Genomic DNA, 12,928 nt, shown 5'->3' on the forward strand with positions numbered 1-12,928 from the left:
CAGTTTTTCCAACTACTTTCTTACAAATTCAAGACCATCAACCCGCATAACGGCGCGAATTCTCGAGCGTTCGCATTCCCACGAAAAACCAAAATAGAAATGGTAATGCTGCAGCACGAGTTCGATTCTCGTCGGAGGCATCAAACGCATTCCGTGACACGGACCAACACAAGCACTTTCTCAAACTATTGAGAAAGTGCTTTTTTATAGTCGATCGTCCATCCTTATATTCCAATAAATGGTATGATGGATAAATACTTATATAAAGGAGACTCGATATGAAACGTTTCATCATTCTACTTGCTGCCGTCGCCTTATTGGCCGCCTGTACCGAACAGACGACAGATCGTACGTCTGACTCACCCCCGAAAATTAAAAATGTCGTAATCGATGTATCCGAGACACAACCTTTCTCCGAGCCCGTCCCGACCGAAGAAGAAGTCACAATCTTTTTAGGGTATCTTGAGTCTCTGAGCAGTGATACGTTCGGCGCGTTGCGCGAATCAGAGCAGGCAATTTTCCCCTGTGGGATGTCTTGTGAAGACCGTCCGCTCGACGAAATCTCTACGCAAATCGACAGTAACCTGGAAGAACTCGAATCCGTACGTGCCGACATTGATGAGATTCTCCCGGCACTTGACCACTTGTTGTCATCTGACGCCTCAGGCATCGACCGCGAGGGGTTGACCTCTGTATTGAACGAACTCACTTACATTAGTGAGAGGTTGACACGATTTATAGAAGGTGACGATTGGGAATCTTGGGAACATGCCCGTACCAAATTGAATCATCTGTCATCGATGATGAAAGGCATCGCCATTAACCTAAGTGGTGTATGACAGCATATCAACTAGATATATCGCTCTCATCCAACCCCGGGTGAGAGCTTTTTCCGTCTAGTCATGGAAACTGTCTTGACACGGTTTCCGTTCCTCTATAAACTTGTAAAGTTGACAGAATGAATGATTTGGAAGGAGTACGATCCCCATGCTCAATGAATGGTTATGGATTCCTTCTGCCTTGCTCACGCTCGGTCTGCTCGTCCTCAGCTACAAGCTGTTCGGACGCGTCGGACTGTTCGCCTGGATTGCGATGGCCTCGGTCGTCGCCAACATCCAAGTGACGCAGCAGATTGTAATCGGTGGTTTCATCTTTACTCTCGGGAATATCGTCTACGGTTCCCTTTATTTAGCGACAGATATCTTGAATGAAAAATACGGTCGTCACACCGCCCGTAAAGGCGTCTGGCTCGGCTTCTTCATCTTGATTGTCTCGACCGTGCTCATGCAATTCGCATTGCTTTATGAGCCGTTTGAAGAGGCACTGTTCATGCATGAGAGCTTCAAAGCGCTGTTCTCGATGCTTCCGCTCATCACGCTCGGTAGTCTCGCCGCGTACCTCGTCTCGCAACTGTTCGACGTCTTCATCTATTCGAAGATTCGCGCCAAAACGGGTGAGAAAAAACTGTGGCTTCGGACGACCGGTTCGACCGTCGTCTCTCAGTTCATCGATACGCTCACTTTCTGTACGATTGCCTTCTGGGGCATGGAATGGGATATCTGGTGGAACATCTTCATCACGACATATGTCGCCAAGTTCATTATCGCCTGGATGGCGACACCGTTCATGTATTATGCGAAACGGACCGTCCCACAGGACGACGAGACAGAAAAAGCTGCTTAATCAAAAACCGCGAGCCGATGGGCTCGCGGTTTTTACTTTCCTTTGATATGAAGCCGCACCGCATAAGGGCGTGCATCTTCAAGCGACGATTTCTCCCGACAAACGGTGAGCGCCACGTACGCGTCGATGGCGAGCGCCTCGATGGCCTCGTCCGTCGCCTCGACCTCTAGTATGGTGTAGGGCGGCAGTTGTTCCAATTTGATCCACTGCCCGTGTAGATTTTTCGCGTAGATGATTGGTTCGTCGATCGAATAGCGTCGGAGTAAGTCCTTGACGTTCATACGATCCCTCCTTCACCAACTCTGTCTTTCTATTATAGAGAGCGTTTGCAATTCTGTAAACCGCGCTTCCTAAATTTTGGTGGCTTCACCCCTTCACGATTCACTTCAAATAGCCGATAATCTAGGTAGAGAAATGAGGTGAACCGATGCGCTATCGACGACAAGAAACGTTTCGCTATATTTTACCGAATCCCCGCTTCATCCCATATCGCCTCATTTGGGAAGACAAAGAACTGCATGACGGGGAAGCACAACTGCTCAATATCAGTGCCCACGGTCTGAAGATGCGATGCGACTACTTATTCCCACTTTCCGAAGGGCTGAAAGTTCAGATCAAATTGAATCTCGTCCCGTTGATTCAACCGCTCGACTTAACGGGCCACGTCAGGCACCGCGGACAAATGGGAAGCCTATATGATTACGGGATCCGACTCGAATCAGACTCAGACGAGACCCAGCAACTCGTGACGATGATTAAAGCGTATGCTCGTGAAAATCAATGAGAACGTGTCGATTGACACTTCTCATTTTTTGTTCGCTTGATTCCAGGGTATACTAATGGAAACAGAGACAGACTCGAGGTGTTGGGCATGACTAGAAAGTTTTTACTCATTCCGTGGGCCACTGCGATTGCTATCGCGCTCCTCGGCCCGAATGAACCGTTCTCGAGCCGGTTTTTGCTCGATTTCATCACGTATAATACGGACGCCTATGAAGGATATTCGCTTTCCCTTTTCAGCATCCTAGGCGTCTATCCGCTCGCCTTGTTCCCGCTTCTTTGGTCTGAAGTGAACCAGTTGCGCCCGAATCCTCTCATACCGGCAGCGACCGGTTTCATCGTCGGCGGCTTCATCATTGCCCCGTACTTGGCGTTCGCGCGGCAGTCGCCTTATCCGACACCGATTAAGCCGCTCCCGACGCGACTGCTCGGGGTGCTACTCTTGCTCGTCACGATTGGCTTGTTCATCGCCGCATCAACGACCGGGAACGTGGCAGAATATTGGTCTTACGTCGAACAGAACCAGTTCGTCCGGACGATGACGGTCGATTTCGTCTTGCTCGCCTTCATCCAAATCACGTTGATGAATCGGGATGCCAAGCGCTACAAGATGAGTTTGTGGCCTCTGCCTTATATCCCCTTGTTCGGTTTGTTGTTCTGGCTAATCATTCGCCATAAACAACCGTTCAACGAGGCACCACCGAACCGCCACAAATTAATATGAGACGAGCCCCTTTCACATTCAACAAGGAAGGGGCATCTCTATGGAAACCGGGATGACGGTTCCCAAATCAGTCCAGCTCCTTTATACTGAGAATTCAGCTTACAGACGAAAGAAGGTACACCAATGAGATTTTTTAAAGTGATGACGCATACGAACGACAGAGGCGAAGACATCATCTTGAGCGAATACTTCAAAATTAACGACAAACAAGTCGATCAGTTTTTGAAGGACACGCTCGAGCTTGATATGTACGACCAGAAAGTGACACTGAAAGAGTGTCAAATCGCCAAAGACCGTTGGGAATGTCCGGTCGGCGATTTCGTCGTCGTCGAGTATTTCAATGAGAAAGAATTCGACAAGATGACCGAGTATCGCAGCCCGGCACCGAAGAAATAACAGTAAAAAGGGATTTCCGACATTGATCGGAAATCCCTTTTTGTATGAATCGCCTATCAAGCATCGGCGTCCTTAGTTTGAGTCGTCATTGTCCTGTTCCGGGTCCGGATCTGGATGTTGGGTCGGTGCCGGTTTAGTGGCCGGATCTGACTCTTCATCCGGGACTGGATCTGGGTGTACCCCAGGTTGTGATTCATCACGTTTCATTGAGCATCCCTCCTCTGCATAATGCTTTAATTCCACATTCCGTCTTCACTAAAACATCAGTGTATGTCTTTGTTACCGATGACACGACGCGAGATGGCTTTCTCGATTTCGACGATGACAAAGACGATGAGACCGAACGCGACCGGATAAATCCAGTCTTGCAGCTCGAGCGGTGCCGTACCGAACAGCGTATGCATGAACGGGACGTAGGTGATGAACAACTGGAGCCCGATCAGTAGTGCTGAGACGACAAAGGCGATTTTATTGTCGAAGAAATGACGGTTGAACGCTGGCGCGAGCTCCGTCCGACAGTTGAACAAGTGGAACAGTTGCGCCATGACGATCGTATTGAGCGTAATTGTCTGCAACTTATCAGTCGAATAATCGAAATCACCGAGCATATAGTTGATAATTAAACTACCGCCCCCGATTAAGATCGAGACGAACGTTATGCGGAAAATGTAATAGCGACTTAACAACGGCACGTTCGCAGGGCGCGGCGGCCGTTTCATCGTGCTCTCTTCAAGCGGCTCGAATGCGATAGCGAGCGAGAGCGTGATGGCGACCACCATGTTGACCCAGAGGATTTGAACCGGGCTAAGCGGTGCCGCTGCACCAAGCAAGATACTCATGGCGACGAGAAGTGCTTGTCCACCGTTTGTCGGGAGCAAGAACAAAATCGTCTTCTTCAAGTTATCGTAGACACGGCGTCCTTCACGGACGGCGTTGTAAATCGTCTTGAAGTTGTCATCGACGAGGACCATCTGCGAGGCCTCTTTCGCGACTTCCGTTCCTTTAATCCCCATCGCGACACCGATGTCGGCCCGTTTCAAGGCTGGTGCGTCATTGACGCCGTCTCCGGTCATCGACGTGATTAAGCCGTTCTGTTGCAACCCTTTGACGAGACGAAGTTTATCGTTCGGGCTCGTCCGGGCGAAGACATCATTATGAATCGACGCCTCTTTGATTTCTTCGTCGGTCATGTTCGTCAATTCTTTCCCTTCGAGGGCACCTTCGACTTCCATACCGAGTTCTCGCGCGATGGCGACGGCCGTGTCTTTATGGTCGCCGGTGATCATCTTGATACGGATTCCTGCGTCACGACAAGCCGCGACCGCTTCAATTGCTTCTTGACGTGGCGGATCGACGATACCATAAAGCCCGAGGAACGTGATGCCGTTCTCGACGTCTTCGTGGTCGACCGTCTCTTTCGAGGCGTCGACGCGCTTGAAACCGCCTCCGAGCACGCGTTGTCCGCGGTCGGCAATCTCTTTTCGTTTCTCATCCCAATAGGCGCGGTCAAACTCCGTGTCTTCCGCCATATCGAACAGGCGGTCCGGCGCCCCTTTGATGAAGATCATGCGCTCGCCCTTATAATCGACGAGCGTCGCCATATATTTGTACTCCGAATCAAATGGAATCTTCGAGATGACGTCCAAACGTTCGATCGGCCGCTCCGCCTTTTCGGCGAGCGTGAGCAAGCATGCTTCCGTCGGGTCACCATTGACGACCCATTCGCCGCCTTCTTCGTACAACTGGGCGTCGTTACACGTTTTCCCGACCGTTAGCAAATCGATCATCGACTCGTCATCATCCAAATCGAACGGTTGACCGTTCAATTCCAAATCACCGTCCGGCTCATAACCGCTCCCTGAAACTTCGATGTCGTGTTTGGACGTGACGACTTGTTTGACGGTCATCTCGTTTTTCGTCAACGTCCCGGTCTTATCGGTACAGATGACCGATACGGCGCCGAGCGTCTCGACCGATGGTAGGCTGCGGACGATGGCTTTTTTCTCAGCCATGTTCCGGACACCGAGCGCGAGGATGATCGAGATAACGGCCGGTAACCCTTCTGGAATCGCGGCGACGGCGAGACCGATTGTCGTCAGCATCAACTCGATCGGGTCGAAATCGCGGACGAAGTAACCGAACGCGTAAATGACGACCGAGATGACGAGGATGGCAATCGATACCGTCTGACCAAACTTCGTCGTCTGCCGAATGAGCGGCGTCTTCACCGTCTCGACTTCAGCAATCGAGGCGTTGATTTGGCCGAGCTCCGTGCCTTCTCCGATGGACGTGACGATTGCTTTCGCGCTTCCTGTCGCCACGCTCGTACCCGAATAAATCATGTTCTTGCGATCACCGAGGACGGCGTCTTCCGGGACGACTTGAATTTTCTTTTCGACCGTCGTCGCTTCGCCCGTCAATGCCGATTCCTCGACTTTGAACTTCTCCGCTTGAATGACACGGGCGTCAGCCGGGACCTTGTCCCCGGCGGCAAGGACCAAGATGTCCCCGACGACGAGGTCGCTCGAGTCGACTTGGCTCTGCTTCCCGTCACGGATGACGCTCGCCTTCGTCTCGAGTAACTTCTTAATACCTTCTAACGCTTGCTCGGCCTTGTTCTCTTGAAGGTAACCGACGACCGCGATAATCGTCACGACGAGTACGATGACAATCGTATCGATGTACTCCCCTAAAAAACCTGTGACGACCGCGGCACCGAGTAAGACAAAGACAAGAATATCATTGAATTGACGTAAAAATTTTATGATTTCAGGTGTCTTCTCTTTCTCGGGCAGTACGTTCTTCCCGTACTGCTCTTGCCGACTTGACACTTCCCCTTTCGACAGACCACTGTCCGTGTCCGTCTCGAGCGAACTCTTTACCGCATCCGGTTCGAGTGCGTGCCAGTTTTTTGTCTCCATCTGCATCTCTACTCCTCCTTGGTCATTCCTATATGAAAAGTCTTTCCCCTTTCTGTTCCCACTCCGGACCGGACTGACACATATGAGCTTGTTTTTTTCGCGAATTTCAAAGTTAATTTTGTTCACAATTATCCAATTCCTAAGATGGAAACGCTACCACCAAAAAAAGTCGTGTCAGATGGATGAAATGGCTTTACAGAACCGTTCGAATGGTTAACTATAGAGGAAATATAGAACAGAGAGAAAGAGGTACACCATATGGTCATTATTCAAGGTATCGCACTTTTACTGTTGATTCTTGCCTTATTCACATTATTCAGCTACAAAGCCCCGTTCGGGATGAAAGCGATGGGCGCCCTTGCCGGCGCCGCCATCGCCAGTTTCTTAGTCGAGGCATTCAACGCCTATGCCATCGGCGGTCTGCTCCCGCTTCCTTTATATGAAGAAGTCGGACAAGCAGCCGGTTCATTATCAGGTCCGGCCGCAGCCGCGCTCGTATCGATCGCCCTCGGCATCAATCCAGTTTACGCGCTCATGCTCGGACTATCGGTTGCGGGCTTCGGGATTCTTCCCGGCTTTTTCGCCGGCTACATCCTCGCGCTCGCCGGTCGTAAATTAGACCGGCACTTGCCGGCCGGTGTCGACATGATCTTCTACGTCATCATCATGGCTCCGCTCGCCCGTCTCGTGGCGACAGGCGTCGATCCGCTCGTCACGAACACGCTGACACAAATCGGTGCGGTCATCGAACTCGCCGCGACACAGAACCCGGTCGTGATGGGACTTGTCCTTGGGGGGATCGTCACGGTCGTTTCGACATCGCCACTCAGCTCGATGGCACTCACGGCGATGCTCGGCTTGACAGGTGTGCCAATGGCCATTGCCGCCCTTGCGTTGACGGCGTCGATTTCGATGAACTTCTTGCTGTTCAAGCGCTTGAACATCGGGACGAAGAAAGACCAACTATCGGTCGCAATTGAACCGCTCACGCAAGCAGACCTCATCTCGGCGAACCCGATCCCGATTTACAGCGTCAACTTCGTCGGCGGTGCGATTGCCGGACTCATCGTCGCCATGACCGGCATGGTGAACGATGCCCCAGGTTCTGCTGCCGGGATTCCGGGACTGCTCGTCATGTACGGCTTCAATGATTGGCAGACCGTGACCGTGACGGCGCTCATCTTGTTCGGAGTCGGGATCGTGGCCGGACTCGTAGGTAGTAAGCTGTTCAAAAACTTCCCAATCACGCGCCAAACCGAAAAAATGGCTGTTTCTGACGAAGAAGCCGCTTAATACAAAAAGGTTCTCACTCGAAATGGAGTGAGAACCTTTTTGTTATCGTTCCGCTTGCACTTCGGCGACCGTCTCTGCGACCGGTGTCCGATAGAGCGGAAAGAAATCAGATGGTCCGTGGCGGAGCAGATGATCTTGATTCAACCGGTGATAGACCACCTCGTCGAGCACGGCTTGACCGATGTAATACGTGAGCGGCTCGTCACTCGAGAAACTCTGCTTGAAATGAAAGAGCGCATCTTCCCCGGTCGCACCGCCACCGAGATGAAGGTACACCTTGTCCTTCTCGACCGCACGACGAATCATCTCCCGGAACAAGAAGTGGTTCGGCCGGAGCGCCAAATAGTCCGCTTCCGACCCGCCAAGATGATAGTGGGCCCCGTCATCTCCGAACAACATGAACACGCCCGCCACGATGATGCCGTCATGGACGGCAAACAATAATTCCGTCTCACACGTATCGCTGTTCCATAGGTCCTCGAAGTATCGATTCGGGAAATAATAGGCGTCATTCGCAGCACGCCGGTCCATTGTGGCCCGATACAGTCGAATGAACTCATACAATTCATGCGCCTGACCACGAGCGACCGTCACCTGTTCACGGACGGCCCGCTTCACGTTCCGTTTCGTCATCTTGCTGAAACGTTGCTCAAGCTGTTCGAACGAATCATCAAGTCGGACGTGGACCGTCTGCCGAATAGGGATGGCTTGCCCGAATACTTGCATCAAGTCCGGGTCGACGCGACATGGATGATAACGAATCGTCTCGGTGACGGTCGCTTGATTTTCAGCGCGTTGCAGAAAGAGTCGGCGTGCCTCCTTGACGTCCTCGTTCGTGAAGTTGCCTTCACGGAACGGGCCGCCATAACCGTACGCCGTCACGAGGTCGTCATGGCGATGCGCGATCAGACGACGGATGTACGGGTACAGTAAAATCCCGTCATCCTTGGCCGCGATATACAACTCAGGCTGCTCGCCGGGTTCACAGTTGGCCAACACGTAGTCGTAATGGTCATACGAATCACAGTTGACCTCCCGCAACCAGTTCTCCCACTCCCAACGGTGTTTCACGATTTGATTGAACATCATTCGTTCCCCTCTTCCTAAAATTCGTCATTGGTTCGAAGCGTGACAGGACAGTCTGAAGTCGTTTCCTATGTCCTGTTCCCATTCACCGCTGACTATTTGAAAGAGACGGATAGCTTTTTGTTGTTAACAAACATGAAGCGAGTTTGTTCATTCACAATAAAATCATCATGATTTCTTTTGAATTATGGAAAAAGACGACCGTGCCGAACACGACAGGTCGTCTCACAAGATTAAGCTTTGAAGTCGAGGATACGTTGGGACCGGGACGACTCACGGGCAGTCTCGATGATCCGTGTCGTCAAGAGCGCGTCACGAAGCGGGACGAGCGGGCGCCGCGTCGTATAACTATCCGCGAGCGCTTGATAGAACGTCACGTAACCGCCTGGGTCGATGTCGATCGTCGATTTAGAATCCGTGACGACCGTTCCGGTCTCACGGTCGGGGCATCTGACTTCCCCGTTCCGGAGACACGCCTCTTGCGGATCGAGCCCGAATTTGAGAAAGCTGCCTTCCGTCCCGTGCATTTCGAATCGCGGCGCCTCGATGGCGATGAACGGGTTCGAGCGAAGATAGACCCGTTTCTCTCCATAGTGCAACGTCACATGGAACCCATCATCGGACTGGCCCCCGTCACGTTGAACCATGACATCGGCCGATACTTTGTCCGGCTTCCCGAACAAGACGAGTGCTTGGTCAATCAAGTGGCTGCCGAGGTCAAATAGAATGCCCGCGCCCGGCCCAGCGTTCTCGCGCCAACGGTCACGGACAGTCGGACGGAACCGGTCGAACCGTGACTCGACGACTTTCCAATCACCGAGACGATGTTCTTCGAGCAATCGTTTGACAGTCAAGAAGTCTCCGTCCATTCGGCGGTTATGGAAGACGTTAACGATTCCCGCACTTGCCTGTTCGAGCGCAATCAACGCCTCCCCTTCCTCCGTCGTCACGAACGCCGGCTTTTCGACGAGTACGTCTTTCCCTGCTATCAGGCACCGTTCGACCATGTCTTTATGTAAATCGGATGGCGTCGTGATGACGAACAACGAGGCCTCTGTTGCAAGTGCCTCATCTAGCGTCGCATAAACCATTACGTCGCCGAGGACGGCTCGTACGTCTTCCGGGCGTGATGAGACGACACCGGCAATATGGAAGTCATCAAGTTCCTGTAAAAATGGTACATGGAATGTCGTCGCGGAAAAACCGAAACCGACAAGTATTGTGTTGATCATCTTGTTTCCTCCCATCAATTCGCTTCTCAGTATATCAAAAAAAGGGGTTGGTTGACCCCTTATGCACTGACACTCTCATCCATATTGTATTCGAACGTGTTGTATCCGTCCCGTGAGTCCACGAAAACGAAGCCAAACCGTGGATAATAACTATTCAAGAACGCATTGTCGGCCACACAGTCGAGTCGAATCGGTTCATGTGTGTCGGCCTCACGCAAGACGTGCTCCATCAGTTGTTGACCGACGCCTTGGCCTTTTAACCGTTCGCTGACGACGATTCGATGGATGTATTGACCGCGTTCGCCATCTTCCCATAAATTGTGATCCCAGTCATCTGCCGGAAGTAAGGCGATCGAGGCCAATACCGATTCGTCTTGCTCGTACACGTAAACGTGTCCCGAGGTGATGTCCGTCTGCACCCGATCCATGAGGTCCTGCTCCAAATATTCCGTCCATTGGTCGCTACCTTGTTGTTTTAGCGCTACGGCTCGTTGTTCGATTAGGTCCGCGATGTGCTTGGCATCGCGTTTCGTCGCGAGTCGAATCATAACGTCCTCCTTTGTATTGCAGTATTTGAAATACAAATATAACGGACTGTTTCGACTCGTTTCAACCATCTTGCTCACATCACGTGAAGGGGACGACCTCGCCTCCGTTCAACTGGTAACTATACGTCATTGTCGCGTTCAGACTGTGCGATACGGAACAGTAGCGATCAACCGACAACTCGATGGCACGACGGACCCGCTCTTCAGGCATGTCCCCATCGAGGACGTATAAGATGTGAATCGCCGTGAACTTCTTCGGATGTTCCGTCGCCCGGACACCGTCGATGTTCATCTCGAACCGCTCGAGCGGTAAGCGCATCTTATGCAAAATCGAGACGATATCGATGCCTGTACAGGCCGCCGTCGCCTGCAGGAGCATCTCGGTCGGCCGTGGACCGGTGTTGAGACCACCGACTTCCTCCCCGGCGTCGAGCGTCACATCATGCCCCGACGGCGTCGTCGTCTGGAACGCCATCCCTTGTTTCCAATTCACTTGTAAATGCATCTCTGTCTCCTCCTTATGTTTCGATAGCTTACTATTCCCTTGAATGAGGTATTATTAATCTATGCAGTGAAATTGTCGTTTAGGGAGTTGGTCGCATGGATTGGTCGGTCATTATTAGTTGGGGACTGTATATCGTCCTCGGATTGAATTTATTGTTCGCATTAGCCGTCATATTCGCGGAGCGCCGTGACGTCGGGGCGACGTGGGCATGGCTGCTCGTTTTATTTTTCTTACCAATCCTAGGGTTCATCGTCTACATGTTTCTCGGACGTCAGTTGAAAAAAGATAACTTCTTCAACTTGAGCGTCGAAGAGCGCTCGTTCCACGCCCTTCAAGTCGACAGTCAAATCGAGCAGATTCGCCGGAAAGAGACGATGATTGCTCAACCGTTATTCGAGAAGTACGAGCAACTGCTCGAGATGAACTTGCGCTCTTCGAAATCGCTCATTAGCGTCCACAACAAATCTGCCATCATGCACGACGGGGAACAGAAGTTTAAAGCGCTCATGGACGATATTCGGAGCGCCGAGACGGAAATCAATATCCAGTACTACATCATTCAGCGGGATGCGCTCGGGAAGGCGCTCATCCATGAACTGATTGAACGGGCCAAGGCCGGTGTCAAAGTGCGGCTCCTCTATGACGCGGTCGGCTCGCGCAGCCTCCGCAACTCCGACTTCAAAGAATTGATTGCCAATAACGGCGAGGTCCGTGTCTTCTTCCCGCCGACACTCGGCCTCATCAACTTTAAATTGAACAACCGGAACCACCGGAAAGTCGTCATCATCGACGGCAAAATCGGCTACGTCGGCGGCTTCAACGTCGGAACCGAATACCTCGGCCTCGTCGAGAAGTTTGGCTACTGGCGTGATACGCACCTTCGAGTCGAGGGAGACGTCGTCTACCATTTGCAACATCGGTTCATTCTCGATTGGAACTATTCCGGCAGCAAACATCATGACCCGGAGAACTCGTTCTGTTTCGCCCGCCATGACATCAAGGATATGTCACCGATGCAAATCGTGACGAGCGGTCCGAACTCAGACACGGAACATTTAAAAAACATGATGATTAAAATGATTATGTCGGCGAAGGAGCGCGTCATCATTCAGACGCCTTACTTCATCCCGGATACGAGTTTCATGGACGCCTGTAAGATGGCGCTCCTGTCCGGTGTCAAGATGGACATCATGATTCCCGGCAAGCCCGACCATCCGTTCGTCATGTGGGCGTCACTGTCATTCCTAGGCGAACTGCTCGACTATGGGGCGAACGTCTATATGTACGGGGAAGGTTTCCTGCACGCCAAGACGCTCGTCGTCGATGATGAGATTTCAACCGTCGGGACGACGAACTTGGATGCCCGCAGCTTCCGGTTGAACTTTGAAGTGAACGCCGTCATCTATGACGAGCGAGTCGCGCTCGAACTCGCCTCGTTGTTCGAGTCAGACGTCGCCGTCAGCCGGAAGTACACGATTGACGATTATTCAGCCCGGAAATGGACCGTCCGAATGCGCGAAGGCGTGTCACGATTGCTCAGTCCGATCTTATAACCTCCATTTATTGTAGTCGCCCTGTTATGTCGGATTAGCCATCGACATGATGGGGCGATTTTGATGTGGCGATGGGGAAAGATTACCTCACAACAAGCTGTGACGATTTCTCGTCATATTCTAAATTTTGTTAGCTTTTTAAAGAATACTCGCTAGTTCTTTCCCAAATTAGGGTATAAAGTATCAGTACTAACGTCCTACACTACC

The 12,928-nt window shown here is 51.7% G+C and carries 14 protein-coding genes; 7 read left to right on the plus strand and 7 right to left on the minus strand.

Annotated features, from left to right (window positions below; genetic code table 11):
* Nucleotides 1-278: 278 nt before the first annotated feature.
* On the plus strand, nt 279-839 hold the full coding sequence (locus KNP95_RS05695) for a hypothetical protein (RefSeq protein WP_214836026.1): 561 nt from the start codon (nt 279-281) through the stop codon (nt 837-839).
* A 148-nt stretch (nt 840-987) separates the two neighbouring features.
* Nucleotides 988-1,683, plus strand: coding sequence for a queuosine precursor transporter (locus tag KNP95_RS05700; RefSeq protein WP_214834733.1), 696 nt, complete (start codon nt 988-990; stop codon nt 1,681-1,683).
* A 32-nt stretch (nt 1,684-1,715) separates the two neighbouring features.
* Here the strand turns inward: KNP95_RS05700 and KNP95_RS05705 are convergent, their stop codons facing one another.
* The gene (locus tag KNP95_RS05705; RefSeq protein ID WP_214719659.1) at nt 1,716-1,964 is read right to left on the minus strand and encodes a hypothetical protein; all 249 of its coding nucleotides are present in this window, start codon (nt 1,962-1,964) and stop codon (nt 1,716-1,718) included.
* 146 nt (nt 1,965-2,110) lie between these two features.
* Here KNP95_RS05705 and KNP95_RS05710 point away from each other — a divergent pair, with 146 nt between their 5' ends.
* The 3 genes from KNP95_RS05710 to KNP95_RS05720 all read left to right on the plus strand — a co-directional run bounded on the left by KNP95_RS05710 (nt 2,111) and on the right by KNP95_RS05720 (nt 3,583).
* Nucleotides 2,111-2,467: a PilZ domain-containing protein gene (locus KNP95_RS05710; RefSeq protein WP_214836029.1), complete on the plus strand. Its 357-nt coding sequence runs from the start codon at nt 2,111-2,113 to the stop codon at nt 2,465-2,467.
* Nucleotides 2,468-2,554: 87 nt separating this feature from the next.
* Complete coding sequence (locus KNP95_RS05715; RefSeq protein ID WP_214836031.1) at nt 2,555-3,187, plus strand: hypothetical protein; 633 nt, start codon at nt 2,555-2,557, stop codon at nt 3,185-3,187.
* A 123-nt stretch (nt 3,188-3,310) separates the two neighbouring features.
* The gene (locus KNP95_RS05720; protein ID WP_021067350.1) at nt 3,311-3,583 is read left to right on the plus strand and encodes a hypothetical protein; all 273 of its coding nucleotides are present in this window, start codon (nt 3,311-3,313) and stop codon (nt 3,581-3,583) included.
* 72 nt (nt 3,584-3,655) lie between these two features.
* On the opposite strand, the gene KNP95_RS16150 is transcribed toward KNP95_RS05720, so the two are convergent.
* Nucleotides 3,656-3,790 (minus strand): hypothetical protein, encoded by a 135-nt coding sequence (locus KNP95_RS16150; RefSeq protein WP_021067349.1) that lies wholly within the window; start codon nt 3,788-3,790, stop codon nt 3,656-3,658.
* Nucleotides 3,791-3,846: 56 nt separating this feature from the next.
* The gene (locus KNP95_RS05725; protein WP_214836033.1) at nt 3,847-6,510 is read right to left on the minus strand and encodes a cation-transporting P-type ATPase; all 2,664 of its coding nucleotides are present in this window, start codon (nt 6,508-6,510) and stop codon (nt 3,847-3,849) included.
* 252 nt (nt 6,511-6,762) lie between these two features.
* On the opposite strand from KNP95_RS05725, the gene KNP95_RS05730 reads away from it, so the two are divergent.
* Nucleotides 6,763-7,797, plus strand: coding sequence for a PTS sugar transporter subunit IIC (locus KNP95_RS05730; RefSeq protein WP_214719662.1), 1,035 nt, complete (start codon nt 6,763-6,765; stop codon nt 7,795-7,797).
* A 42-nt stretch (nt 7,798-7,839) separates the two neighbouring features.
* Here KNP95_RS05730 and KNP95_RS05735 read toward each other — a convergent pair whose 3' ends face one another.
* The 4 genes from KNP95_RS05735 to KNP95_RS05750 form a co-directional block, all read right to left on the minus strand.
* Nucleotides 7,840-8,886, minus strand: coding sequence for a lipid II:glycine glycyltransferase FemX (locus KNP95_RS05735; RefSeq protein WP_214836035.1), 1,047 nt, complete (start codon nt 8,884-8,886; stop codon nt 7,840-7,842).
* A gap of 230 nt (nt 8,887-9,116) precedes the next feature.
* A complete protein-coding gene (locus tag KNP95_RS05740; RefSeq protein ID WP_214836037.1) occupies nt 9,117-10,115 on the minus strand; it encodes a Gfo/Idh/MocA family oxidoreductase in 999 nt (332 codons plus the stop codon).
* A gap of 59 nt (nt 10,116-10,174) precedes the next feature.
* Nucleotides 10,175-10,663, minus strand: a complete 489-nt coding sequence (locus KNP95_RS05745) for a GNAT family N-acetyltransferase (protein ID WP_214713666.1) — start codon at nt 10,661-10,663, stop codon at nt 10,175-10,177.
* A 79-nt stretch (nt 10,664-10,742) separates the two neighbouring features.
* Nucleotides 10,743-11,168, minus strand: a complete 426-nt coding sequence (locus KNP95_RS05750) for an OsmC family protein (RefSeq protein ID WP_214713668.1) — start codon at nt 11,166-11,168, stop codon at nt 10,743-10,745.
* Between the two features lie 95 nt (nt 11,169-11,263).
* Between KNP95_RS05750 and cls the strand changes: the two genes are divergently transcribed.
* Nucleotides 11,264-12,721 (plus strand): cardiolipin synthase, encoded by a 1,458-nt coding sequence (gene cls, locus KNP95_RS05755; protein WP_029595559.1) that lies wholly within the window; start codon nt 11,264-11,266, stop codon nt 12,719-12,721.
* Nucleotides 12,722-12,928: the final 207 nt, after the last annotated feature.

Origin of the sequence: Exiguobacterium sp. s36, from assembly GCF_018618345.1 — a bacterium.
In the GTDB taxonomy this organism is placed as follows: Bacteria; Bacillota; Bacilli; order Exiguobacteriales; family Exiguobacteriaceae; genus Exiguobacterium; species Exiguobacterium chiriqhucha.

Coding starts and splice junctions, on each gene's coding strand:
- KNP95_RS05695 (WP_214836026.1), top strand. CDS start 279: ATGAAACGTTTCATCATTCTACTTGCTGCCGTCGCCTTATTGGCCGCC.
- KNP95_RS05700 (WP_214834733.1), top strand. CDS start 988: ATGCTCAATGAATGGTTATGGATTCCTTCTGCCTTGCTCACGCTCGGT.
- KNP95_RS05705 (WP_214719659.1), bottom strand. CDS start 1,964: ATGAACGTCAAGGACTTACTCCGACGCTATTCGATCGACGAACCAATC.
- KNP95_RS05710 (WP_214836029.1), top strand. CDS start 2,111: ATGCGCTATCGACGACAAGAAACGTTTCGCTATATTTTACCGAATCCC.
- KNP95_RS05715 (WP_214836031.1), top strand. CDS start 2,555: ATGACTAGAAAGTTTTTACTCATTCCGTGGGCCACTGCGATTGCTATC.
- KNP95_RS05720 (WP_021067350.1), top strand. CDS start 3,311: ATGAGATTTTTTAAAGTGATGACGCATACGAACGACAGAGGCGAAGAC.
- KNP95_RS16150 (WP_021067349.1), bottom strand. CDS start 3,790: ATGAAACGTGATGAATCACAACCTGGGGTACACCCAGATCCAGTCCCG.
- KNP95_RS05725 (WP_214836033.1), bottom strand. CDS start 6,510: ATGCAGATGGAGACAAAAAACTGGCACGCACTCGAACCGGATGCGGTA.
- KNP95_RS05730 (WP_214719662.1), top strand. CDS start 6,763: ATGGTCATTATTCAAGGTATCGCACTTTTACTGTTGATTCTTGCCTTA.
- KNP95_RS05735 (WP_214836035.1), bottom strand. CDS start 8,886: ATGATGTTCAATCAAATCGTGAAACACCGTTGGGAGTGGGAGAACTGG.
- KNP95_RS05740 (WP_214836037.1), bottom strand. CDS start 10,115: ATGATCAACACAATACTTGTCGGTTTCGGTTTTTCCGCGACGACATTC.
- KNP95_RS05745 (WP_214713666.1), bottom strand. CDS start 10,663: ATGATTCGACTCGCGACGAAACGCGATGCCAAGCACATCGCGGACCTA.
- KNP95_RS05750 (WP_214713668.1), bottom strand. CDS start 11,168: ATGCATTTACAAGTGAATTGGAAACAAGGGATGGCGTTCCAGACGACG.
- cls (WP_029595559.1), top strand. CDS start 11,264: ATGGATTGGTCGGTCATTATTAGTTGGGGACTGTATATCGTCCTCGGA.